This window comes from Cryobacterium sp. W22_MBD10_FK3 (assembly GCF_052113745.1).
Lineage (GTDB): Bacteria > Actinomycetota > Actinomycetes > Actinomycetales > Microbacteriaceae > Cryobacterium.
In genome coordinates, this window is the sequence record NZ_JBGQOH010000001.1 from 266,732 (window position 1) to 290,201 (window position 23,470).

23 protein-coding genes are annotated in these 23,470 nt (G+C 67.5%); 6 read left to right on the top strand and 17 right to left on the bottom strand.

Features of this window, described 5'->3' with window-relative positions; translation table 11 throughout:
• Positions 1 to 56 precede the first annotated feature (56 nt).
• Genes gmk through pyrR form a run of 8 tightly spaced genes read right to left on the bottom strand, consistent with a single transcriptional unit; the run spans position 57 to position 9,769 of the window.
• Positions 57 to 977 carry a guanylate kinase gene (gene gmk, locus ACEN2M_RS01220; RefSeq protein ID WP_441646302.1) on the bottom strand — a complete coding sequence of 307 codons (921 nt, stop codon included), beginning with the start codon at positions 975 to 977 and terminating at the stop codon, positions 57 to 59.
• Positions 970 to 1,860: an orotidine-5'-phosphate decarboxylase gene (pyrF, locus tag ACEN2M_RS01225; RefSeq protein ID WP_441646303.1), complete on the bottom strand. Its 891-nt coding sequence runs from the start codon at positions 1,858 to 1,860 to the stop codon at positions 970 to 972. Before pyrF ends, gmk begins: the two co-directional genes overlap by 8 nt.
• Positions 1,857 to 5,144 carry a carbamoyl-phosphate synthase large subunit gene (gene carB / locus ACEN2M_RS01230; RefSeq protein ID WP_441646304.1) on the bottom strand — a complete coding sequence of 1,096 codons (3,288 nt, stop codon included), beginning with the start codon at positions 5,142 to 5,144 and terminating at the stop codon, positions 1,857 to 1,859. The genes pyrF and carB overlap by 4 nt, the downstream gene beginning before the upstream one ends.
• Positions 5,144 to 6,310 (bottom strand): glutamine-hydrolyzing carbamoyl-phosphate synthase small subunit, encoded by a 1,167-nt coding sequence (gene carA / locus ACEN2M_RS01235; RefSeq protein WP_441646305.1) that lies wholly within the window; start codon positions 6,308 to 6,310, stop codon positions 5,144 to 5,146. The genes carB and carA overlap by 1 nt, the downstream gene beginning before the upstream one ends.
• Before the next feature lie 3 nt (positions 6,311 to 6,313).
• Positions 6,314 to 6,913 (bottom strand): PH-like domain-containing protein, encoded by a 600-nt coding sequence (locus ACEN2M_RS01240; protein ID WP_441646306.1) that lies wholly within the window; start codon positions 6,911 to 6,913, stop codon positions 6,314 to 6,316.
• Positions 6,906 to 8,252, bottom strand: a complete 1,347-nt coding sequence (locus tag ACEN2M_RS01245) for a dihydroorotase (protein ID WP_441646307.1) — start codon at positions 8,250 to 8,252, stop codon at positions 6,906 to 6,908. The genes ACEN2M_RS01240 and ACEN2M_RS01245 overlap by 8 nt, the downstream gene beginning before the upstream one ends.
• On the bottom strand, positions 8,253 to 9,203 hold the full coding sequence (locus ACEN2M_RS01250; RefSeq protein WP_441646308.1) for an aspartate carbamoyltransferase catalytic subunit: 951 nt from the start codon (positions 9,201 to 9,203) through the stop codon (positions 8,253 to 8,255).
• Positions 9,200 to 9,769: a bifunctional pyr operon transcriptional regulator/uracil phosphoribosyltransferase PyrR gene (gene pyrR / locus ACEN2M_RS01255; protein WP_441646309.1), complete on the bottom strand. Its 570-nt coding sequence runs from the start codon at positions 9,767 to 9,769 to the stop codon at positions 9,200 to 9,202. The genes ACEN2M_RS01250 and pyrR overlap by 4 nt, the downstream gene beginning before the upstream one ends.
• A gap of 160 nt (positions 9,770 to 9,929) precedes the next feature.
• Here pyrR and ACEN2M_RS01260 point away from each other — a divergent pair, with 160 nt between their 5' ends.
• From ACEN2M_RS01260 to ACEN2M_RS01275, 4 genes are all read left to right on the top strand, one after another.
• A complete protein-coding gene (locus tag ACEN2M_RS01260) occupies positions 9,930 to 11,444 on the top strand; it encodes a DUF222 domain-containing protein (RefSeq protein WP_441646310.1) in 1,515 nt (504 codons plus the stop codon).
• Positions 11,445 to 11,470: 26 nt separating this feature from the next.
• On the top strand, positions 11,471 to 11,620 hold the full coding sequence (locus ACEN2M_RS01265; RefSeq protein WP_441646615.1) for a hypothetical protein: 150 nt from the start codon (positions 11,471 to 11,473) through the stop codon (positions 11,618 to 11,620).
• 13 nt (positions 11,621 to 11,633) lie between these two features.
• Positions 11,634 to 12,095, top strand: a complete 462-nt coding sequence (locus tag ACEN2M_RS01270; RefSeq protein ID WP_441646311.1) for an SRPBCC family protein — start codon at positions 11,634 to 11,636, stop codon at positions 12,093 to 12,095.
• A gap of 134 nt (positions 12,096 to 12,229) precedes the next feature.
• Positions 12,230 to 13,303 (top strand): hypothetical protein, encoded by a 1,074-nt coding sequence (locus tag ACEN2M_RS01275; RefSeq protein WP_441646312.1) that lies wholly within the window; start codon positions 12,230 to 12,232, stop codon positions 13,301 to 13,303.
• A gap of 8 nt (positions 13,304 to 13,311) precedes the next feature.
• Here the strand turns inward: ACEN2M_RS01275 and ACEN2M_RS01280 are convergent, their stop codons facing one another.
• From ACEN2M_RS01280 to deoD, 6 genes are all read right to left on the bottom strand, one after another.
• Positions 13,312 to 14,319 (bottom strand): DUF4190 domain-containing protein, encoded by a 1,008-nt coding sequence (locus ACEN2M_RS01280; RefSeq protein ID WP_441646313.1) that lies wholly within the window; start codon positions 14,317 to 14,319, stop codon positions 13,312 to 13,314.
• An 80-nt stretch (positions 14,320 to 14,399) separates the two neighbouring features.
• Complete coding sequence (gene nusB, locus ACEN2M_RS01285) at positions 14,400 to 14,819, bottom strand: transcription antitermination factor NusB (protein ID WP_441646314.1); 420 nt, start codon at positions 14,817 to 14,819, stop codon at positions 14,400 to 14,402.
• Positions 14,819 to 15,379 carry an elongation factor P gene (efp, locus tag ACEN2M_RS01290; RefSeq protein WP_088456291.1) on the bottom strand — a complete coding sequence of 187 codons (561 nt, stop codon included), beginning with the start codon at positions 15,377 to 15,379 and terminating at the stop codon, positions 14,819 to 14,821. Before efp ends, nusB begins: the two co-directional genes overlap by 1 nt.
• A gap of 111 nt (positions 15,380 to 15,490) precedes the next feature.
• Positions 15,491 to 15,928 carry a type II 3-dehydroquinate dehydratase gene (locus ACEN2M_RS01295; RefSeq protein WP_441646315.1) on the bottom strand — a complete coding sequence of 146 codons (438 nt, stop codon included), beginning with the start codon at positions 15,926 to 15,928 and terminating at the stop codon, positions 15,491 to 15,493.
• Positions 15,929 to 16,001: 73 nt separating this feature from the next.
• Positions 16,002 to 17,414: an MFS transporter gene (locus tag ACEN2M_RS01300; protein WP_441646316.1), complete on the bottom strand. Its 1,413-nt coding sequence runs from the start codon at positions 17,412 to 17,414 to the stop codon at positions 16,002 to 16,004.
• Entirely contained in the window at positions 17,414 to 18,130 is a 717-nt protein-coding gene (gene deoD / locus ACEN2M_RS01305) for a purine-nucleoside phosphorylase (RefSeq protein WP_441646317.1), read from the bottom strand. Before deoD ends, ACEN2M_RS01300 begins: the two co-directional genes overlap by 1 nt.
• Before the next feature lie 146 nt (positions 18,131 to 18,276).
• Between deoD and ACEN2M_RS01310 the strand changes: the two genes are divergently transcribed.
• Positions 18,277 to 19,068: a GntR family transcriptional regulator gene (locus ACEN2M_RS01310; RefSeq protein ID WP_441646318.1), complete on the top strand. Its 792-nt coding sequence runs from the start codon at positions 18,277 to 18,279 to the stop codon at positions 19,066 to 19,068.
• A gap of 12 nt (positions 19,069 to 19,080) precedes the next feature.
• Here the strand turns inward: ACEN2M_RS01310 and ACEN2M_RS01315 are convergent, their stop codons facing one another.
• Together ACEN2M_RS01315 and exaC are read right to left on the bottom strand one after the other, a co-directional pair.
• The gene (locus ACEN2M_RS01315; RefSeq protein ID WP_441646319.1) at positions 19,081 to 19,515 is read right to left on the bottom strand and encodes a DUF779 domain-containing protein; all 435 of its coding nucleotides are present in this window, start codon (positions 19,513 to 19,515) and stop codon (positions 19,081 to 19,083) included.
• 137 nt (positions 19,516 to 19,652) lie between these two features.
• On the bottom strand, positions 19,653 to 21,176 hold the full coding sequence (exaC, locus tag ACEN2M_RS01320; RefSeq protein ID WP_088456300.1) for an acetaldehyde dehydrogenase ExaC: 1,524 nt from the start codon (positions 21,174 to 21,176) through the stop codon (positions 19,653 to 19,655).
• A 197-nt stretch (positions 21,177 to 21,373) separates the two neighbouring features.
• On the opposite strand from exaC, the gene ACEN2M_RS01325 reads away from it, so the two are divergent.
• A complete protein-coding gene (locus ACEN2M_RS01325; RefSeq protein ID WP_441646320.1) occupies positions 21,374 to 22,048 on the top strand; it encodes a DUF6518 family protein in 675 nt (224 codons plus the stop codon).
• Positions 22,049 to 22,060: 12 nt separating this feature from the next.
• Here ACEN2M_RS01325 and ACEN2M_RS01330 read toward each other — a convergent pair whose 3' ends face one another.
• Positions 22,061 to 23,395, bottom strand: a complete 1,335-nt coding sequence (locus ACEN2M_RS01330; RefSeq protein WP_441646321.1) for a hypothetical protein — start codon at positions 23,393 to 23,395, stop codon at positions 22,061 to 22,063.
• Positions 23,396 to 23,470: the final 75 nt, after the last annotated feature.

Genomic DNA, 23,470 nt, shown 5'->3' on the forward strand with positions numbered 1-23,470 from the left:
GGCGTTAACCGCGATGATGCGCCTATTCGACGCGAGGAATTCAAGTACGGCGGGCGCTACGACGGCGTCGCTGTCTTGCGAATCTGCATCAAGTCTACGACTTCTTCGGCCGCTTCGGCCACGTCGGTGTTCACGACACGGTAATCGAACTCGCCCTGAGCGGCCAATTCGAGCTTCGCGGTCTCCAGCCGGCGGCTCTGTTCGGCCGAATCCTCGGTACCGCGACCGATCAGGCGGCGCACAAGTTCTTCCCAGGTGGGCGGCAGCAGGAAGACCAGGCGCGCCTCGGGCATGGCCCGGCGCACGGCACGGGCGCCCTGGATGTCGATTTCGAGCAGCACGCTGTGGCCGTCTGCGATGGCGGCCTCGACCGGGCCGCGCGGGGTGCCGTAACGGTAGGCGTTGTGCACGGTGGCGTATTCGAGAAGATCGCCGGCCTCGATCATCCGGTCGAACTCGGCGTCGTCGACGAAGAAGTAGCTCACGCCCTCGACCTCGCCGGCGCGCGGCGCCCTGGTGGTCGCGGACACCGACAGGTGCACCTCAGGGTGGTGCTCGCGGATGTACGCGGCAACGGTGCCCTTGCCGACCGCTGTCGGTCCGGCGAGGACGACGAGCTTAGAGTCGGCCGCTCCCCTGCGGGAGGTGGGACGGGCGGCGAGAAAGTCGCGCAGCCGGTCACGCTGATGCTTGCCGAGGCCGCCCAGACGCTTGGATGGAGAGATCTCCAGCCGGGTCATGATGCGCTGCATCTTGGTGACCCCGATGGCCGGGATGCTCACCAGGAGCTCGGTCACGCGCAGGCGTCCTTCGACACCGTTGGGGTCTTTGACGGCGGCGGCGAGCACGTCGAGCGAGGTGCGCTCACCGGCGGCCACCTGCGCCTTCACTGCGGCGCGGGCACGTCGGGCCGCCACGGCGGCGCGGGACGCCGCGACGCGGTCGACGTCGGGTGGGGTAGGGCGATTGTCAGCCACGGGTCGCTCCAGCTTCGGTTACTCGGCGTGTTATCTCATCGGCCACACGGGCGGGACCGGCGGATAAAACGCTGCGCGATTCACTCACGATAACGCCTTGCGCGTATCCGCCAAACAAACTCGCCAGATCGGCGGGATTCGCACCCTGGTGACCGAACCCCGGCGCGAGCACCGGAGTGAGCACGGCGGCCGCGGGAGCGGTGATGTCGATGCCGAAATCGGGCAGGGAAACCGTGGCACCGAGCACCACTCCGACGGAGCCGAGGGACCCACCGGACGCCCGGTCGGCGTTGATCGCGCCGACCTCGTCGAGCACAGACGCGGCCACCGAACGGCCGGCGTGCGCGCCGTGGCCCAGGATGGCCTGCTGCAGGTCGGCGGCCTCCCGGTTGGAGGTGGCGGCCAGGAAGAACAGTCCCTTCCTCGCGTCGGCGGCGAGCTCCACGGTGCTCGCGAGCGAACCGACACCCATGTACGGGTTCACGGTGATGGCGTCGACCTCGAGCGGTGACCCCTGGCTGAGCCAGGCCTGGCCGTAGGCCTCCACGCTGGTGCCCAGGTCACCGCGTTTGACGTCGGCGATGACCAGCAGACCGGCCGCCCGCGCGTCGGCGAGCACCCGTTCGAGCGCCAGGTAGCCGGCGGAGCCGAAGCGCTCGAAGAAGGCCACCTGGGGCTTGATGATGCCGGCGCGGCCCGCTGCGGCCGCAACCACCTGCCGGCCGAAGCTTTCGGCGCCGTCCGCGTTGTCTGGGAGGTTCCAGTCGGTCAGCAACCAGGAGTGCGGGTCGATGCCGACGCAGAGCCGGCCGAACCGTCCGAAGGCACCGTGCAGGCGTTCGCCGAAGGTGTCGGGTGTGTCGTCCGGTCCGGCTGGGCTCACAGCGCCGCCGCCCGCGTCGTCGCGTATTCCTGCAGGCTGGTGACCTCGAAGCCGGTGCGGATCGAGTCGATCGACCCGACGGCGGCGGAGAGCTCGGCGATGGTGGTGAACAGAGGCAGGTCACCGGCCACGGCCGCGGCGCGAATCTCGTAGCCATCCGCCCTGGCGGTGCGACCGTTGGGTGTGTTGATCACGATCTGCACCTCCTCGCGTCGGATCAGGTCGACGACGGTGTCTACGGACTCATCGGCCTTTTCGCTGAACTTTGCCACCACTGTGGCCCCGATTCCGTTTCGCTGCAAAACTTCGGCGGTTCCTTCGGTGGCCATGATCGTGTAACCGAGCTGCTGCATGCGCAGCATCGGCAGGATCACGGCGCGCTTGTCCCGGTCCGAGACCGACACGAAGACGGTACCGGTCAGCGGGATTCCGCCGTACGCGGCGAGCTGACTCTTGGCGAACGCCCGCGGGAAGTCGCGGTCGATGCCCATGACCTCACCGGTGGAACGCATCTCCGGGCCGAGCACCGAGTCGACAATGAGCCCTTCCTTGGTGCGGAACCGATTGAACGGCAGCACGGCCTCCTTCACGGCGACCGGGGAGTCCATCGGCACCCTGGAGCCGTCGACCAGCGGCAGCTTGCCATCGGCCTTGAGCTCGGCGATGGTGCTGCCCACCATGATCAGCGAGGCGGCCTTGGCGAGGGTGATGCCCAGGGCCTTCGCCACGAACGGCACGGTGCGGGAAGCACGGGGGTTGGCTTCGAGCACGTAGAGCACGCCGGCGCCGATGGCGAACTGCACGTTGAGCAGGCCGCGCACCCCGATGCCCTTGGCGATGGCGAGGGTCGCGTCGCGCACCCGGTCGATCTCGGCGCGGCCCAGGGTGACCGGCGGCAGGGTGCAGCTGGAGTCGCCTGAGTGCACACCGGCCTCTTCGATGTGTTCCATCACGCCGCCGATGTAGAGCTCGTGGCCGTCGTAGATGGCGTCGACGTCGATTTCGATGGCGTCGTCGAGGAACCGGTCCACCAGCAGCGGGTGCGACGGGCCGATGATGCCCTGGCCCTGCATGCGGGTGAAGTAGTCGGCCAGAGAGGCGCTGTCGTAGATGATCTCCATGCCGCGGCCGCCGAGCACGTAGCTGGGGCGAACGAGCACCGGGTAGCCGATCTCCTCGGCCACGACGACGGCGCCCGAGTAGTCGGTGGCCACGCCGTTGCGCGGCGCGAGCAGGCCGGCGTCGGCGAGGATGCCGCTGAACAGTCCGCGTTCCTCGGCCAGGTCGATGGCGGTGGGCGAGGTGCCCAGGATCGGGATGCCCTCGGCCTCGAGGCCCTTGGCCAGGCCGAGCGCGGTCTGGCCGCCGAGCTGCACGACCACGCCGACGAGTTCGCCGCTCTGGCTTTCGGCGTGGATGATCTCGAGCACGTCTTCCAGGGTGAGCGGCTCGAAGTAGAGCCGGTCGCTGGTGTCGTAGTCGGTCGAGACCGTCTCGGGGTTGCAGTTGATCATGATGGTTTCGTAGCCGGCCTCGGAGAGGGCGAACGAGGCGTGCACGCAGGAGTAGTCGAACTCCACGCCCTGGCCGATCCGGTTCGGGCCGGAGCCGAGGATGACGACCTTCCGGCGGTCGCTGGGGACGACCTCGGTCTCCTGGTCGTAGCTCGAGTAGTGGTACGGGGTGAGGGCGGGGAACTCGCCGGCGCAGGTGTCGACGGTCTTGAAGACCGGGCGCACGCCGAGGATGTGCCGGACCTTGCGCACATCCGCTTCGCCGAAGCCGCGCAGTTCGCCGATCTGAGCGTCGGAGAAGCCGTGGTCTTTGGCGGTGCGGAGGATCTCGGTGTCGAGGGTGGCCGAGGCGGCGACGGCGTCGGCGATCTCGTTGATGAGCACGATCTGGTCGAGGAACCACGGGTCGATCTTGGTGGCTTCGAAGAGCTGCTCGATGGTGGCGCCCTTGCGGAGCGCCTGCTGCACCGTGACGATGCGGCCGTCGGTGGGCACCTCGGCGACGGCGAGGAGTTCCTCGACCGAGCGGGTCTCGGTTCCCCAGTGGAACGAGGAGCCGCGCTTTTCGAGCGAGCGGAGGGCCTTCTGCAGGGCGGAGGCGTAGTTCCGGCCGATGGCCATGGCCTCGCCGACCGACTTCATGGTGGTGGTGAGGCGCTGGTCGGCCTTGGGGAACTTCTCGAACGCGAACCGGGGCACCTTCACGACGACGTAGTCGAGCGTGGGCTCGAAGCTGGCCGGCGTGACGCCGGTGATGTCGTTGGGGATCTCGTCGAGGCGGTAGCCGAGGGCGAGCTTGGCGGCGATCTTGGCGATCGGGAAGCCGGTGGCCTTGCTGGCCAGCGCGGAGGAGCGCGACACCCGGGGGTTCATCTCGATCACGATGATGCGGCCGTTGGCGGGGTCGATGGCGAACTGGATGTTGCAGCCACCGGTGTCGACGCCGACGGCGCGGATGATGTCGATGCCGATGTCGCGGAGCTTCTGGTACTCGCGGTCGGTGAGGGTGAGCGCAGGGGCGACGGTGATGGAGTCGCCGGTGTGCACGCCGACGGGGTCGACGTTCTCGATCGAGCAGACGACCACGGTGTTGTCGGCGGTGTCGCGCATCATCTCGAGCTCGTATTCCTTCCAGCCGAGGATGGACTCCTCCAGGAGCACCTCGGTGGTCGGGCTCTGGTGCAGGCCGTCGCCGACGATGCGGCGGAGCTCTGCTTCGGTGTAGGCGAAGCCGGAGCCGAGCCCGCCCATGGTGAAGGAGGGGCGCACGACCAGCGGGTAGCCGAGGTCCTCGGCGAAGCCGACGGCCTCTTCCACGGTGTGGGCGATGTAGGACTTGGCCACATCGGCGCCGGCGTCGAGCACCAGCTGCTTGAAGATCTGGCGGTCTTCACCCTTGTTGATGGCCTCGAAGCTGGCGCCGATCAGCTCGACGTTGTACTTCTCCAGGATGCCGCGCTCGTGCAGGGCGATCGCCGCGTTGAGGGCGGTCTGGCCGCCCAGCGTCGGCAGGATCGCGTCCGGGCGTTCCTTGGCGATGATGGTTTCGAGGATCTCCGGGGTGATCGGCTCGATGTACGTCGCGTCGGCGAAGTCGGGGTCGGTCATGATGGTGGCGGGGTTGGAGTTGACCAGGATGACCCGGACGCCCTCCTCGCGGAGGACGCGGCAGGCCTGGGTGCCGGAGTAGTCGAATTCGCAGGCCTGACCGATGACGATCGGGCCGCTTCCGATGACGAGGACGCTGTTGATATCGTCGCGCTTGGGCATTACTTGGCGTCTCCTGCTCCGGCGGCCGCGTGCGCGACCACCACATCCCTGAACCTGTCGAAAAGATAATTGGCGTCGTGCGGGCCGGCCGCGGACTCCGGGTGGTACTGCACCGAGAAGGCCGGGATGTCCAGGCACCGGATGCCCTCGACGACCTGGTCGTTGAGGCTGTAGTGGCTGACTTCGACCCGACCGAATCCGGTCTTGGACTCGCTGATGCCCTCGATGGGCATGTCGACCGCGAAACCGTGGTTCTGCGAGGTGATCTCCACCCGGCCGGTGGCCTTGTCGAGCACGGGCTGGTTGATGCCGCGGTGGCCGAACGGCAGCTTGTAGGTGCCGAAGCCGAGGGCACGGCCCAGCAGCTGGTTGCCGAAGCAGATGCCGAAGTAGGGCACGCCGGCGCGCATGACTTCCTGCAGCAGGGTGACGTGGGCGTCCGAAGCGGCGGGGTCGCCGGGGCCGTTCGAGAAGAACAGGGCCGAGGGGTTCAGCGAGAGCACGTGCTCCGCGGTGACCGACTGCGGCAGCACGAAGACCTCGAAGCCCCGCTCGGCGAGGTAGTTGAGGGTGGAGGTCTTGACGCCGAGGTCGAGCACGGCGACCGAGCCGATGCGTTCGCCCTTGGCGGGCAGCGAGTACGGCTCGACCGTGGAGACCTCGTCGGAGAGGTTGCGGCCGCGCATGCTGGCGCCGCCCCGCACCAGTTCGAGCTGTTCGCCCTCGGAGAGGTTGAAGCTCTCCCCCGAGAAGATGCCGCTGCGCATGGCGCCGAGCGACCGGATGTGGCGGGTGATCGCCCGGGTGTCGATGCCGCTGATGCCCACGATGTCACCCGACTCCAGGTCGGCGTCGAGGGTGCGCTGCGAACGGAAGTTGGAGGGAACCCGGGCGGGTTCGCGCACCACGAAGCCGGCGACCCAGATGCGGGAGGATTCCATGTCTTCGTCGTTGGCGCCGGTGTTGCCGATGTGCGGTGCGGTCATCAGCACAATCTGGCCGGCGTAGGACGGGTCGGTGAGCGTCTCCTGGTAGCCGGTCATGCCGGTGGCGAAGACGATCTCGCCGAGGGTCTGGCCGTGGCTGCCGTAGGCACGTCCCAGGTAGCGACTGCCGTCTTCGAGGACGAGCACGGCCGGGGCCGGTGTGGTTGTTGGGTAGCTCACGGGCTACACCTCACTTTCTTCGGTGCCGAATTCTGTTGTGCCAGGTGCGGTCTTGCCACGGTCTGTTGTGATGGATCTGATCGCCTCGTTGAGTGCGCGGCGATCGACGGGGTCGCTGAAGCGGAAATAGCTGTCGACCTCGATGGGCGTCTCCGCGTCCGACGTGCCGGACGTTGCCGATGTGCCCGACGTGCCCGACGTGTTCAGTCGCCAGCCGAGCAGCATCAGGCCGCCGGGTTCGACGACCCTGTCGATGGCCACGGTGGCGTCGGCGACGATCTGCACCGCATCCGCCGGAATGAACAGTGCGGGCGAGCCGGCGAGTTCAAGCAGCACGCCCTGCTCGGTGACTGACACGCCGCCACGGGCGCGGAAGCCCAGGCCGGGGATATTCAGTCGTTCCAGGGGCGTGTCCCGGGGTGTGGTGGCCACGTACAGGGCTGCGGCGGAGGCCAGCTCCCGTCCGGGTTCGGCGGGCTGCGGGTAGCCGGCGGGCAGCCCGGCATCCCGTTTGGTGCGCCGGCGCCAGGAGCGCAGCATCAGCAGCAGCACCGCGATCAGGACCAGCGCGGTGATGACCGCGGCGACCGTGCGGCTACTCATGGGTGCTCCGCAGCAGGGCTGCCCGGGCGGCGTCGACCTGCGCGGGGCTCCGCAGCACGCCGTCGAGCACGGTGGCGTAGCCGCGGTGGAAGGTGGCCATCACCTGGCCGGGCAACGTCATCTCGAGGTAGGGCGAGTTGACGCCCTTGCCGATCAGGTTCTGCCGGCCGAACACCCGGCGGGCGCTGGGGTCGTAGAGGGTGAGTTCCGCGGGAGCGCCGACGGTGAGCTGTTGGCCCTGGCCCTGGATGCGGCCGATGCGAGCCGGAGTCGTCGACAGCACCCGCACCAGGTCGTTCCAATCCAGGAAGCCGGTTTCCACGACGGCGGCGTGCGCCACGGACAGGGCTGATTCGAGGCCGACCATGCCGTTGGCGGCGGCGTCCCACTCGCAGTCCTTGGCTTCGATGGGATGCGGGGCGTGGTCGGTGGCAATGATGTCGATGGTGCCGTCGGCCAGGCCCTGGCGGAGGGCCTCGACGTCTTCGCGGCGGCGGAGCGGCGGGTTCACCTTGTAGCGGGCGTCGTAGCCGACGACGAGGTCCTCGGTGAGCATGAGGTGGTGCGGGGTGACCTCGGCGGTGACGTTGATGCCGCGAGCCTTGGCCCAGCGCACCACGTCGACGGCGCCGGCAGTGGAGAGGTGGCAGACGTGCAGGCGGGAGCCCACGTGTTCGGCCAGCAGCACGTCGCGAGCGATGATCGATTCCTCGGCCACGGCCGGCCACCCGGTGAGGCCCAGTTCGCTGGACAGGGCGCCCTCGTTCATCTGCGCGCCCACGGTGAGGCGCGGTTCCTGGGAATGCTGGGCGACGACCCCGTCGAAGGCCTTGACGTATTCGAGGGCCCGGCGCATCAGCAGCGGGTCAGAGACGCAGAAGCCGTCGTCAGAGAAGACCCGCACGTTGGCGCGGCTGGCGGCCATGGCGCCGAGTTCGGCGAGGCGTTCACCGGCGAGGCCCACCGTGACGGCGCCGATCGGCTGCACGGTGACATAGCCGGCGCTCTCCCCCAGGGCCAGAACCTGCTCGACCACACCGGCGGTGTCCTGCACCGGCGAGGTGTTGGCCATGGCGAACACCGTGGTGAACCCGCCGATGGCGGCGGCCTGGCTGCCGGTGAGCACGGTTTCGCTCTGCTCGTAGCCGGGTTCGCGCAGGTGCGTGTGCAGGTCGACCAGGCCGGGCAGGGCGATCAGGCCGTGGGCGTCGATCACGGTGGCATCGGCATCCGAGAGGCCTGCACCCATCTCAGTGATGCGGCCGTCCCTGAGGAGCAGGTCGGTGGTGGTGCCGTTGCTGAGCTGGGCTCCGCGCACGAGGTAGCGTTCGATCGACATTCAGTGGTCCTCTCGGTCGCCGGAAAGCAACAGGTACAACGCCGCCATTCGTACGGAGACCCCGTTCGCGACCTGTTCGCGCACGGTGGACCGTTCAGAGTCGGCCGCGGCGGAGGAGATCTCCAGGCCGCGATTCATCGGTCCGGGGTGCATGACAATGCTATGCGACGACAGGCGGGCGAAACGCTCGTCGTCCAGGCCCCACCGGCGGGAGTATTCGCGGCTGTTCGGGAAGAACGCCGCGTTCATCCGCTCGGCCTGGATGCGCAGCATCATCACGACGTCGGGGCCGGCGTCGATGGCCGCGTCCAGGTCGTAGCCGATGGTGGCCGGCCAGCCGGAGGTGTCTGCGGGCACCAGGGTGGGCGGGGCGATGAAGGTGACGTGGGCGCCGAGGGTGTCGAGCAGCCACAGATTGGAGCGCGCGACCCTGGAGTGCAGGATGTCGCCGACGATCGTGACCGTGACACCGTCGAGGCCACGACCGCGGGAGGCACGGCCGTGCAGGCGGCGCCGGATGGTGAACGCGTCGAGCAGCGCCTGGGTGGGGTGCTCGTGGGTGCCGTCGCCGGCGTTGATGATGCCCGCGTCGATCCAGCCGCTGCCGGCCAGCACCTGGGGGGCGCCGGAGGCGGGGTGTCGGATGACGACGCCGTCCGCGCCCATCGCGGCCAGGGTCTGAGCGGTGTCTTTCAGGCTTTCGCCCTTGGAGACGCTGGAGCCCTTGGCGCTGAAGTTGATCACATCGGCGCTGAGCCGCTTGGCGGCGGCCTCGAAGGAGATCCGGGTGCGGGTGGAGTCCTCGAAGAAGAGGTTCACCACGGTCTTGCCGCGCAGGGTCGGGAGCTTCTTGACCTCGCGGTTGGCCACATCCGCCATGTCTTCGGCGATGTCGAGCAGGGTGATGGCCTCGTCGCGGCTGAGCGACTTGGTGGAGAGCAGGTGCCTCATGCGACGGTCTCCGTGTTCTCGTGCGGCTCGGTTCCGCCGTCGATGCTGACGAACTCGTCGCCGTCGACCTCGGTCACATGCACGTTGATGCGTTCGTGGCTGGCGCTGGGCAGGTTCTTGCCCACGAAGTCGGCGCGGATCGGCAGTTCCCGGTGCCCGCGGTCCACCAGCACGGCCAGGCGCACGACGCTGGGTCGACCGTGGTCGCCCAGGGCATCGAGGGCGGCGCGGATGGTGCGGCCGGAGTAGAGAACGTCGTCGACGAGCACCACCGTCGCGCCGTCGATGCTGCCGGGCACCTGGGTGGGTGAGGGCGTGCGCGTGCGGGTGTGGGCGAGGTCGTCGCGATACATCGTCACGTCGAGGGACCCGACGCGCACGGCTGCGGATGCGGGTTCGATGCGCTGGATGATCTCGGCGATGCGTTTGGCCAGGGCCACTCCCCTGGTGGGGATGCCCAGAATGACCAGGTTCTCCGCTCCTCGATTGGACTCCAGGATCTCGTGCGAGATCCGAGTCAACGCTCGGGTGATGTCAGCCTGGGTGAGCACAGTGCGCTCCGTCAAACCGACCTCCTTTCCCGTCTCACAGGACGGCTCTTAAAGTAGGTCTTAGGTACCTTTAGACCCTAGCATCCCGCGTCGCTCCCCTGACCGCCGGGCCACCCGCCCGAGCCGACGGTCCCGGGGAGGCGGCAGTGTCGGTGGTAGGTGAGACGATCTCAGCATGAGTAGCCCTGATGTGGCACCACCGCCGGCTTCGGACGATGACGACTACTCTCCGAAGCCCAACCTGGACGAACAAGTCCGGGTCGAACTCGCCCAGATCACCGAGGAAGCCGCCGCCGAGTACCGCTCGATCGCGGCCGCCGAGGCCCGCTACGCCGCGAAGCTGGTGGAGTTGCAGGAATGGAGCGAGCAACCTCAGGTCGCCTCGAGGCTGCACGGCGACCTGGAGGGCATCCGGGCCGCCGACCAGAACGCGGCCACGATGACCGCCGATCAGGCCCGGGCGGCCGCGTTCACCCGCTGGGGCAACCCCGAGGTCGCCCGGCGCACCGTGGTGAGCGAGCTGGCCTGCCTGATCCACGTGGCCGAACGCACCGTGGAACGCCGGATGGACCAGGGCCGCGCGCTCAGCTACACCGCCCCGGCAACATTCGACGCTCTCGCGGCCGGGCAGATCAGTTACCGGCACGCCCTGGCCCTGCTCGAACAGCTCGACACCCTCCCGATGGAGCACCAGGCCGCGTTCGAAGAAGCCGTGCTCCCGCACGCCAAACGCCTGCCGGTGGGCCGCTTCATCACCAAGGCCCACCGGTTGCGGGAGAAACTGCACCCGGAGTCCATCGTGACCCGCAGCACACAGGCCCTCGCGCAGCGGCACAGCCGCTGGGAAGCGGCCGCCGACGGGATGGGCTGGCTGCACTGGTACGGCACCGCACACGACACCAGAGCCGCCTACGACCGGATCAACGCCATGGCGGTGTCACTGAAGAAGATCGGCGACCCCACAGCCGAAATCGGTCAGGACCCGGCCGAGGAGCTGCCGACCCGCACCCTGGACCAGCTCCGCGCCGATGTCACCCGGGCGCTGCTGCTGGACGGGATCACGCCGGACGGGATGGGCGCCGGGATCCGCGGCACGGTGATGATCACCGTGCCCGTGCTGACCCTGCTCGGCCTGGACGACGAACCCGCCACCCTGGAAGGGTACGGGCCGATCTCACCCGAGACCGCCCGGGAGATCGCCGGCCACGCACCCAGCTTCACCCGGCTGCTCACCCACCCCGAGACCGGGGTGGTGCTCTCGCTGGGAAAAACCCAGCACAAGAACACCAAAGCCATGAAGAAGTGGCTCCGGGTGCGCGACGAAACCTGCCGGTTCCCCGGCTGCGCCCGCCCCGCGGTGACCAGCGACGTCGACCACACCGACCCGTGGGCCGACGGCGGCCGAACCGACAGCGACAACCTCGCCCACCTCTGCGAACCGCATCACCGGCTCAAACACCTCTCGCAGTGGCGGGTGACCCAGGAACCCGGTGGCGTGTTGCTGTGGACTTCCCCGGGGCAGCGCAGTTACCGTACCGATCCGGCCAACCCGATGGGACCACCCCGGCCGCGGCCACCGACGGTGGGGCCGACCACCCGGAAGCGGCCCGCCGATGACAGCTACCTGCTGCCCAGGCATCGGCCGAAGCGGCACCCGACGCCACCGGTGCCCGACAATCCGCCGTTCTGAGCCGGGCCGATCTCGGAGCCGCCGTTCTGAGCCGGGCCGATCTCGGAGCCGCCGTTCTGAGCCGGGCCGATCTCGGATCCGCCCCAATCGGGAGGAGGGTGAACCGCAGGGTGGCACGTTCTCAGCCAGTGGCACGCTGTCAGCCCGTGGCACGCTGTCAGCCCGTGGCACGCTGATAGGTTGTGCGCCATGGCCGTTTCGTTCGAATGCAGCACCGTGTCGGTGCTGGCTCCTGAGCATCTCTTCGATCTGGCCAGGGACATCACGGCCCACACTGAATCCATGTCCCGATCCCGGGAGCAGGCGGTCGGTGGTGTGACGGGCGGACTGATCGGCCTGGATCAGGACGTCACCTGGCGGGCCCGGCACTGGGGTCTCCCCCTGCAGATGACCAACCGAATCACCGCGATGACCCCGCCGCGCAGCTTTACCGACGAACAGACTCGCGGGCCGTTTCGCTATTTCACCCACGAGCACCTCTTTCACCCGCACGGAACCGGAACTCTCATGATCGATCGGGTGTCGTTCGCGGCGCCATGGGGAATCCTCGGCCGGATCGTGGAGCGTTTGGTGCTGGCCGCCTACCTGCGGCGGCTCATCGAACAGCGCAATGCGTTTCTCACCGCGGACGGCGCTCAACACCCACACTGACCGCCGGAACCGCGCTGGACGTGGAGGACGTTCATGGGCACCTCGCGGAAGGCCGCCAGGTTGATTACCCTGCCTTGTGACACCACACAGCGCGCCGCTATGACCATCGCGCCCTGGCGCAAGGAGGCGATCTGATGAGTCCCGCCGACCCGGAGGGCCCTGCCAATCAGGATGGCGACCCGCCCGGCAAGCCGCCGGACGCTGACGTGGCCCGAACTCCGGAACCGCACCCAGGGGCTGCCGACAGCACCGTGCCGAAGCCAGAGGCCGTCAGTACGCATCGCCAGAACCGGCGTGAAGCCACCGAAGACGCATCGACCGCTCATTCGGAGGTGCGCCAGCCATCCAACGTCGAGTCGGAGGTCGGCGCCCCGGCCGGACCGATCAGCTTCGTGCGCAGACGCGAGATCGAAGCGGCGCACCGAGAGGTCGAGACCAACACCGGAGACCGGGCTCGCACACTCGTGGGAGTGCGGAATTATCGGGAGGCCCTGTTCGCGAACTACTTTCGCCCCCGCTCGCCCTTCGTCGTCGCCTGGCCGGACGATCTATACATCCCCGCCGACGCCGACTATCGCACCTACTGGAGCTCTCCAGCCCCCGACGATCACCGGTTTCGGTACCGGTGGGCCAATGGCCGGGATGGCGGTCCGGACGGCAGCGAGGCCTCGGAACGAACCGGGCGGTTGTTCAGCTGGGTGAACGCATCCTCCATGGACTCTGGCTACATCGGTTTCGCCGGCACCGGCGTCACGCTCGTGCCCCGCGCCAGCCTCTCATCGGTCACGGTCACCGCTTCCGTGGATTTGGTGGCGGAGAGCCGCTGGTGGTTCCTGCCCGCCGGGCCGATCGGGTTCGCGGCGTTCTCATACCGGGGCACGGCGTATGTGGCGGGTTGGGAGATCGACCCGATCACCGGGGCGTGGGAGCTGCTCAGCCCGTTCGGCTCCCGAACCCTCTTCGCCTTCGACGAGAGCGGCAAGGGCGGTTCGGCGATCAGTTCACAACGCCACGCCTTCACCGACCTTTCGGCGACCCTGCAGTTGCGGGGGTCGCGCACCTACGCACTGGGCGTGGCCCTGGAGGCGCAGATCTCGTTCGAGCGCCGGGACCGGTCTGGCAACCAGTACGTTGCCCAACCCGGAGACGACGTGAAGCTGTGGGCGTCGATCGCCGGCATCGTGCCGAGTATCACGCTGACAATCTGATTCGCAGGCTAGAGGGTGGCGCCCAGGATGAAGTCTGCGACGGCCTGTGGGTCGTCGATCGGCCCCGTGTACCGGCTGCCGTCGACGAGGAGAGTCGGCGTGCCCTGGATGCCGCCGGAGACCGCGAGATCTGTGTTCTGCTGCGACCAGGCCTGGTACCGCTCGCTGCTGACGCATTCCGAGATCGATTCGCTGCCGCTGGACAGTGCCACGAGTTCATCGTCGCTGAGCCCGGTGGTGCCCTCGGTGGGCTGGTTGACGAACAACGCCGACAGGTAGTCGAGCGTGGACTCCGGGTTGAGCGCTGCTTCGCAGGTCAGCGCCGCAGAGGCCCTGGTGGAGTATTCGGTGCCCTGGGAGGTCGGGTCGAGGAAGGTGAGCGAGTAGAGACGCAGGGTGATGCTGCCGTCCTCGACGAGACCGGCCAGGGTGTCGCCATTGGCGAGGTCGAATTGCCCGCAGAACGGGCACATCGGGTCGATGTAGAGGTCCACCACGGTCGTTCCGGTGCCCACCTGCAGGTAGCCCTCATCGAAGTAGGCCGCTCCGGTCTGCCCGGACGTCTCCCCGGACGGGGCCGGAACCGGCGTCGCCGTGTACGTCGAGGAGGAGGTCGCGCCGTTGACGCTGGCGACGAACGCGCTCACTGCCGCGGCGAAGACCAGAGCCAGGATGAGCAGCAGGGTCGTGATGGCGATGCTCGCGTAACCGAGCACGAGCCCGGCAATGGCCAGGCCCCTTCCCGCCTCGCCGGTGCGCTTGATCTGACCGAGCGCGATGTGACCGGTGACCACGGCCGCGATGGAGCAGCAGAATCCTGTCACGAGCGACACGATCGCCAATGTGTTCGTGCGGGGCGCCACGGCACCGACGGTGTACGGAGCCGCCGCGCCGTGCGGGGCGGGCGCACCGTACGGCACCGGCGGCGAGGGGGGTCCGACCGGCGGCGACACCTGCTGGTCTCCCGACTCTCCGGTCGGGTACTCCCCAGTGCTTCCGTCAGTGCGGTCCGTCATGTGCTCCCCCTCGTCGATCCGCACCGGGCGGATGCGCCCGGTGCGGCACTACGTAATGCTCAAGCCGATACTGCTGGCGTTTACGCCGAGGGCGCCGTCTGGGCGATGCGCCCGAGGAGCCCGTTGACGAACCCGGCGGAGTCATCCGTCGAGAGCACCTTGGCGGCCTCGACGGCTTCGTCGATCGCGACGGCGTGCGGCACGGCGTCGTTGTAGAGAATCTCCCAGATGCCGATGCGCAGAATCGCGCGGTCGATCGTGGGCATCCGCGACAGCGTCCAGCCCTGCGAGTACGTCTCGATCAGTTCATCGATCTCGTCGCGGTGGTCCACGACACCGTCCACGATGTCGCGGGCGTAGAGCCAGGACACCATGCGGGCCGGCTCGTTGGCGGCACGCTCGGCCTCCATGGCCAGCGACTGTTCAATCGTGGTCTGGCGGATGTCGGCGACGTACAGGATGTCGATGGCGCGCTTACGCGCCTTGGTGCGGGCGCTCACTAGTTGACGCGGCCGAGGTAGTCACCGTTGCGGGTGTCGACCTTGACCTTGGTGCCCTGCTCGAGGAACAGCGGCACCTGGATCTGGTAGCCGGTTTCAACGGTGGCGGGCTTGGTGCCGCCGGTGGAGCGGTCGCCCTGCAGGCCCGGCTCGGTGTAGGTGATCTCGAGGACGACGGATGCCGGCAGCTCGACGTAAAGCGGGTTGCCGTCGTGCAGGGCCACGGTCACAGCCTGGTTCTCCAGCATGAAGTTGGCGGCATCGCCGACGACAGCGGCGGACACCGTGAGCTGGTCGTAGTCGGAGACGTCCATGAACACGTAGGACTCGCCATCCGCGTACAGGTACTGGAAGTCACGACGGTCGACGTTCTCGGTCTCGATCTTGGCGCCGGCGTTGAAGGTGCGGTCCACGGTCTTGCCCGTGACGACGTTCTTCAGCTTGGTGCGCACGAACGCGCCGCCCTTGCCGGGCTTCACGTGCTGGAATTCGATGACGGCCCACAGCTGCTTGTCGATGTTGAGGACGACGCCATTTCTAATGTCGGCGGTAGATGCCATGAAGAGGTGTTCCGTTCGATTCAATTGGGAAGGTGCGCGGCCGAGGCCTCAGACGAGTGTAGCCGACACGCCCCGCGGGATCGATTCCGGGCGCCGTTCGGAGCCCTCGAATCAGCCCACGCGCACGATGTGGTCCAGGGCCAGCCGGTAGGAGTCGAAGCCGAATCCGGCGATGACGCCGGTGGCCACGGCGCTGACCACGCTGGTGTGCCTGAAAGTCTCCCGGGCGTGCGGGTTGGAGATGTGCACCTCGACCAACTGGAGACCCGCTTTGGTCACCAGCGCGGCGGCGTCGCGCAACGCGTAGCTGTAATGCGTGAAGGCGGCGGGGTTCAGGACCACCGGCGTGCTGGTGTCAACGGCCTCGTAGAGCCAGTGGATGAGCTCGGCCTCGTCGTCGGTCTGGCGAACGTCGACCGCGACGTCCTCCGGAGCTGCTTCGGCGAGCAGCACCCGCAGGTCGTCGAGGTCGGCGGAGCCGTAGACGTCAGGCTCCCGGCTGCCGAGGCGTCCGAGGTTCGGGCCGTTCAGAACGAGGACTGTGCGCATGCACCCAGCCTAGGCCCGGCCGGGTCGCGGCCCGCCCGGCGCGACCACCCGGCTGCTCCTGCGCCACAGCCGATCACTCAGCGTGCACAACGGGTGTGTTCGCCCCGGCGCCCTGGCGTTCGATGACCGCGATGAAGAGGCGGTACAGCACCAGGCCGAGGGCCGCGACTCCAGTGAGGATCAACAACACCGAACCGTATGAGGATGCCTGGGCACCGTCGGTGATGCCGCCCAACAGGTTGGGCTGCAGGTTCATCAGCGTTGCGGTGTAGGCGATGCCGACCGGAACTGCAATGTTGATGGTGAGGTTGTAGAAGCCAATGGCGATACCGGAATTTGCGACCGGCACCCGCTCGATGGCGGTCGACACGAGCGGTCCGTACATCAGCGCAAAGGCCATCGGGAACAGGCTCATCGAGATCACGAAGATCCAGACTCCTTTGTCCACCAGCACGGCCGGGATCAGCAATGAGATGACGATCACGATCAACGCGATGGTGATGGCTTGCTTGGATGACAGGTACTGAGCGATCTTGCCGGTAAGCGTGCCCACAATCACGGCGGCGACGTAGCCGGGGATCAGCAGTAGCGCGACCTCGCCGAGGTTGTAGCCGTACACGTCGGAGATCAGGAACGAGAACAGGAAGGTGTAGCCCAGCTGGACGGAGTAGGTGATGAACACCACGATGATCATGAGTGAGTACTGAGCGTTGGCGAAGAACGCGCTGGTGATCACGGCGTTGTCGTGGGTGCGGATGTGCCAGATGAAGAGTGCCAGCCCGGCAGCAACCGGTAACAGGTACCAAAGGTTGAAGTTCTGCATGAACATGATCAGGCCGGTGGCGAAGACCGCGATCAGGAACAGGCCGAATACGTCCACATGGCCGCCGCCCGTCGCCTCCTTGGGCACCGTGCGCATCACGACCGGGATGGCCAGCAGCGAAAGCAGTGCGACCAGGAAGAAGGCAGCCCAGCCGATGTAGGTGGCGATGAAGCCACTTCCGACTGTGCCGATCAGCAGGGACAGCTGGAAGGCCGCGGTGCTGAAGCCCAGATACTTCTTCTGCTCGTCGCCCCTGAAGTGCTTGGTCACGTAGATGACGTAGAGCGTCTCGGCGGCCGCCAGGCCGGCGCTCTGAATCAGCCGGCCGACCAGGATCATCGAGAAGTTGCCCTGGAAAACGAAGCCGACGATCGACCCAACCGTCATCACGATGATCGCGAAGATGATGAGTTTGCGGATGCTGATCGAGTCGGCAAGCGCCGCGTAGACCACGGCGCCGATGCCGATCAGGATCCCGGCCAGAGTGGCCTGCAGGCTGACGGTGGTGACCGGAAGGTTGAGACTATCCGCCAGCGCCGGCGACAGGAACTTGAAGCCGTTATCGAGCACCAGAGAGAACACGAAGAGGATCAGAAGGATGGGGATGGCCCGGCTCGGTTTGAATGCCTGGGTGAGAACCGAGGGGTGGGTTGCGGTGCTCATCAGGCGAGTTCCAGCGCGATCTCGATCATGGCGGTGAAGGCGGTCTGCCGTTCCTCCGGGGTGGTCTTGACGTCGGAGCCGATTTTGTCGCTGACGGTGAAGATGCCCAGGGCATCGACCCCAGCGGCCGCGGCGTTGGCGAACAGACCTGCCGCCTCCATCTCGACGGCGAGGATGCCCATCCTGGTCCACCGGCCCAGGGCGTCGGGATCCGCGCCGTAGAACACGTCGGAGGAGAGCACGTTGCCCACGTGGGTGCGTTGGCCGCGCTCGTCAGCGACCCGCTTGGCCTGCTCCAGCAGCCGGTACGACGACAGCGGCGCCCACTGACCGGGCAAGTTGAACTGGTGCAGGTAGTTGGAGTCGGTGGATGCGCCCTGCGCGATGACCACGTCGAAGAGCTCCATGTCGTCCTGCATGGCGCCGCAGCTACCCACGCGGATGAGGTTTTTGACCCCGAAGTGGTGGATCAGCTCGTAGCTGTAGAGCGAGATGGAGGGAATGCCCATGCCCGTGCCCATGACGGACACGGGACGCCCCCGGTAGGTGCCCGTGAAGCCCAGCATGTTGCGAACCTCGTTGAAGCAGCGGATGTCGTCGAGGTAGGTCTCGGCGATGAACTTGGCGCGCAGCGGATCGCCGGGAAGCAGGATGGTCTCGGCGATGTCCACCCCCTTCGGATCGATGTGGGGTGTGCTGACGGTGATTGAACTCATGTGTGGACTCCATTGTCTGGACTGCGGTGTGTAGATTGCGTCGCCTGGATTGCGTTGCCTGGATTGCAACGCTGGTATGCAGTATGAGGTTATACCTCTGCAAACACATGTCAAACGTGATAGCGTCGGGCACACAAGGAGGTCTCGTGACGACCAGTCTGGAATCCCACTCGTTCTTGCAACAGCACCTCCAGCTCGCCGCAGGCCAGCCGATTCGAGTCGCCGTTTACACGCGACTCGCTGAGGGGATCCGCTCTGGGGTCTTCCGGCTCGGCGAGATGCTGCCGCGGGAAACCGAACTCTCCGCAACGCTCGGCGTCAGCCGCACTCCCGTGCGCGAGGCGTTGATGCTCCTCGAAGAAGACGGGTTGCTGGTGACCCGTCGAGGGGTCGGGCGGTTCGTCACCGACTCCATCCCGCACGGCGGACTCGAGCAGCTGCGGCCGTTCGAGATCGCCCTCGCCGACCCGAACAGCACCATCACCGTGCAGCCGGTGCGCTTCGAGTTGGAAGGGGTCACCGACTTCGTGTCCCAGCGGCTCGCACTCGATCCGGCTGCGAACGCCTGGTTCCGCGAGAGCATCCTGTTGCAAGACGGCCGTCCCATTGCCACAGTCCAGGAGCACCTCCCGGCTGGGCGCTACCTCAGTGATGTGAACGAGCGCATCGCGTCCGAACTCTCGGCGATCGCCGCCGAGCCACGCACGCTCCTCGCCTCCATGCAGGCCAATGGTCACGTCTTCACACACGGGGTGTGCCAGATTGTCGCAACCGAGGCCGGCCCCACGCGAGCGCAACTACTGAACATCGATCCGTCAGCGGCGGTCCTCATCCTCACCCAGACAGCGGCGCACGGCGGAGTGCCGCTCTACGCCGCCAAGTGTGTCGTCGCGCCCGGTCATGGGTCGCTATCGGTCAGGCAACACAACCCGAACTGAACCGTCACGTTCCTACCCGCTGAATGACTCCATCAGCTCCGAACGGATGATGAAGCGCACACCGCGTGGAGCCTCGGCCGAGAAGCCGCCACCGCGACCCTTGACGGTGTCGATGAGCAGGGCGGTGTGGCTCCAGTACTCGAACTGTTCGGCGGAGATCCAGAACTCGATCAGCTGCTCGGGGTCCCCCGCAACGGCGATGTCGAGCCGGCCGAGCAGCACGTCCTGGTCGGAGGTGATGAACTCGCCCGCCGGAAAGCACATCGGTGAGCTGCCGTCGCAGCAGCCGCCGGACTGGTGGAACATCAGCGGGCCATGCTCCTCCCAGAGGCTCCGGAGCAGGTCGACGGTGACCTGCGCCAGCGCCACCCGAGACCGGGTCTCCCCCGGGATGGTGATGCTTGCCTCGACGGCAGCGACAGGGGGCGGGTCCTTGAGGTCTGTCATGGTGTCCTCCACAGGGTGGGATTGAGGGGTGCGGGGTCTCGCCAGGCTCGACCAGCGTGGGAATCGTTGGTCGAGCCTGCCGAGACCAGGTGACGGACGGTGGGCCGGCCGTCGAGCCTTCCCGCCGTCAGCAGGGCCTAGAAGAACCCCAGGGCGTCTTCGGAGTAGGACACGAGCAGGTTCTTGGTCTGCTGGTAGTGCCCCAGGGCAAGCTTGTTGTTCTCCCGGCCGATACCCGAGCTCTTGTACCCACCGAAAGCGGCTCCAGCCGGGTAGTTGTGGTAGTTGTTCACCCACACACGTCCGGCGTGCAGGTCCCGGCCCGCACGGTACGCCGTGGTGCCATTCCGCGACCACACCCCGGCCCCGAGGCCGTACAGGGTGTCGTTGGCGATCGAGATGGCGTCGTCGTAGTCGTCGAAGCTGGTCACCGCGACAACAGGCCCGAAGATCTCCTCCTGGAAGATGCGCATCTTGTTCTGGCCCTCGAAGATGGTCGGCTGCACGTAGTAGCCACCGCTGAGGTCGCCGCCCAGGTCGGCCTGTTCGCCGCCGAGCAGCAGCTTGGCGCCCTCCTTCTTGCCGATGTCGATGTAGGACAGGATCTTCTCCAGCTGGTCGTTGCTGGCCTGCGCGCCCACCTGGGTGTCGGTGTCGAGCGGATTGCCCTGCTTTGCCAGCTTGGTGCGCTCGATGGCGCCGCCGAGGAAGCTGTCGTAGATGGGCTTGTGCAGCAGTGCCCGGCTGGGGCAGGTGCACACCTCGCCCTGGTTGAAGGCGAACAGCACGAAGCCTTCCTGCGCCTTGTCGTAGTAGCTGTCGTCCTTCTGCGCCACGTCGTCGAAGAAGATGTTGGCGCTCTTGCCGCCCAGCTCCACGGTTGAGGGGATGATGTTGGCGCTGGCGTACTGCAGGATCAGCCGGCCCGTGGTGGTCTCGCCGGTGAAGGCGATCTTGCGGATCCGGTTCGAGGAGGCGAGCGGTTTGCCCGCTTCGATGCCGAAGCCGTTGACGATGTTGAGCACCCCGGGCGGCAGGATGTCGCCGATCAGCTCGATCAACACCAGGATCGACGCGGGGGTCTGCTCCGCGGGCTTCAGCACGACCGCGTTCCCGGCGGCGAGGGCCGGCGCGAGCTTCCAGACCGCCATCAGGATGGGGAAGTTCCAGGGGATGATCTGGCCGACCACGCCCAGCGGCTCGTGGAACTGGTACGACATGGTGTCGTTGTCGAGTTCGGCGTGGTCGCCGTCCTGGGCACGGATGGCGGAGGCGAAGTACCTGAAGTGGTCCGCGGCCAGGGGCAGGTCGGCGTTCAGCGGCTCCCGGATGGGCTTGCCGTTGTCCCAGGTTTCAGCGACCGCGAGCAGTTCACGGTTCGCGTCGATGACATCCGCGATCTTGTTGAGCACGGCGGCTCGGTGCGTGGCCGTGGTCTTGCCCCACGCCGGTGCGGCCTTGTGGGCGGCGTCGAGGGCCAGGTCGATGTCTTCGTGGGTGCTGCGGGCGACTTCGGTGAACGGTTTGCCGTTCACCGGGGAGATGTCTTCGAAGTACTGGCCTTTCACCGGCGGTACCCATTCGCCTCCGATCCAGTTCTCGTAGCGGGGCTTGAAGGTGACTTTCGCATCCGGCGTACCGGGGGCGGCGTAAACGGTCATTTCACTCCTTGTTCGACGGCTCTGTCGATGGTCTCCGCGTTCTCGCGGTCCATGGGCTGAGCCTAGGAACACAGAGGTTGCGAAACGTTGCGGTGCGTTCCCGGTGCGGCGCCGCGGCCGAGGTCATCCTCCGGTATGCGCCCGCTCACCCTCTGGATGGATGTCCGGCCTGCCCCGGTTTGCCTAGCGTTGACCACATGGAAACCCTGGAGAGTTCTCGCTTCGTCGCGCCGGCGCCCGCGCGCAGCGGCTGGTGGCACGCCGAGACCCGATCGTCGGCGCTGCGGGCCATCGCCGTGGCGGTCGGCGGAGCGGTGCTGATCGGCGGGCTGACCAGTTTCGCGCAGCAGTACCTGCCGCCCTGGATCAATTCGCTGGGCAACTCTGCCGGCGGCTGGACGATGTTCAGTTTCCTGATCGTCTGGCTCAGCCGCGCCCGGCCGCTGCTCGCGGCCATCCTCGGCATCGTGGTCTTCCAGCTTCTCGTCGAGTCCTACAGCGTCGTGTCCGAGTGGCGAGGGTTCGACGACGGCGATCCGTTCTCCTCGATCTGGACTCTTGTGGGCCTCGTCGCCGGGCCGCTGCTGGGCGTCGCCGCCAGCCTGGTGCGCCACGCGCCGCCGGAGTGGCGTGCCCTGGCGGTCACGCCGCTGAGCGCAGTTCTCCTGGGCGAGGGCATCTGGGCGCTCAACACCATCGCAGACACCACGAGCCCGGTCTACTGGACCCTCGAGATCGTGCTGGCGGTGCTCTTCCTGCTCGCGGCGATCCTGCACGGCCGGCTCACGCCCCGGCACATCTCGGTGGTGGGCAGTGTGTGCCTGGTGGGGACTCTGGCCTTCGTGAGTGTGCTCGTGTTCGTCGTGAATTGACGACTGACCCGGCTACGCGCTGAGCTCGGCCTCGATGCGGGTGAGGCTCGCCACCACAGCGGCTCGCTGCGGCGACCTTGCGGGCAGCAGCTGAAGACAGGCGCGCCACACCTCGGAGTCCCAGGCGGCCTCCTCGGTGCGGGCGTAGTCGAGCAGTACCTCCGCCGAGGCATCGCTGAGCAGGGTCTGGCGCAAACGCTGGCTCACCTCGGCGCGGATCTCCGTGACGCCGGGCGCTGCGGAGCCCGGCAGCACGGTTCCGCGGTATGCGGCCAGGGCCATCCGGTGGGCGCCGCGGGCGAGGAGGCGAAGCACCCGGCCGGCGTCAGTGTCGACGCTGGTCTCCAGACGGTATGGGCGAGAGCCGACCCGCAACTGCGGATGGCTGACCGCGAGCACCCGGCGCAGTCGCACCATCTCGGCGCGAAGGTTCTCGACGGCGTGCGGGTGCTCGTCGCTGAGGAGGCCCGCGAGCCTGTCGGCGGACAGGCCCTGCCGGTGCCAGGCGAGCAGGAGCAGGATCTCGGCGTGCCGGGGACTGAGGTCCATGCTGTGCTGGTCAACGCCCTGGGCGCCGTGCAGAGCACCGTGTTCGGTGCCGAGAACGCTCAATAGTATTCCGGGCGCGGTGAAGCCCGACGGGCGTGCGGGTACCGTCCGTGGAGCACTGAGGCTCTGAATGCGCAACTCAGCCTCGAGCGCGGCGACGGCCGCCTCCACGAGCGGCAGGGTCTGCGGGGCCACGGCGGCGTCTCCCCCGGTGATGTCGATCACGCCGAGCAGCGCCCCGGTGACCGGGTCGTGGATGGGCACGGCGGTGCAGCTGAACGGGTGAGCCAGCTGGCTGAAGTGTTCGGCGCGCTGAATCTGGATGCCGTGGTCGAGCGCCAACGCGGTGCCTGGTGCGCTCGTACCGACCCGGGCCTCCGACCAGTCGGCGCCGACCACGAAGTGCATGTCCTCGGCCCGGGTGCGCACCGAGCTGTCACCGTCGATCCAGAGCAGCCGGCCCGTCTCATCGGCCACCGCCACGATCAGCCCGAATTCGGCGGCGTGCCGCACCAGCAGCGTGTTGATCACCGGCAGCACCGCGGCCAGCGGGTTCTGCGCGCGCAGCCGGGCAAGCTGGTCGGCGCTCAGCGTCGGTGCGGCCTGCGCCGTCAGCGGGTCCAGGCGCAGCGAGAGCGAGCGTTGCCAGGATTCCCGCACCAGCCGGCGTACCCCGGCCTGCACGGCACCGGAGCCCAGGTCGGTTCGGTCCCCGATGGCGGCCTCATGCAGGCGTTCCTGCCGGGAGAACGTCCCCAGCGGTGAATCGGCAGGAGTTATCGTCCACGGGCTGCTCACAACACCTCCGATCAACGCTGGTCGTAGGCGACCTGCGCTCAGCGGCCGGTCGGGTGCTTCATTCTAGGCACAGTC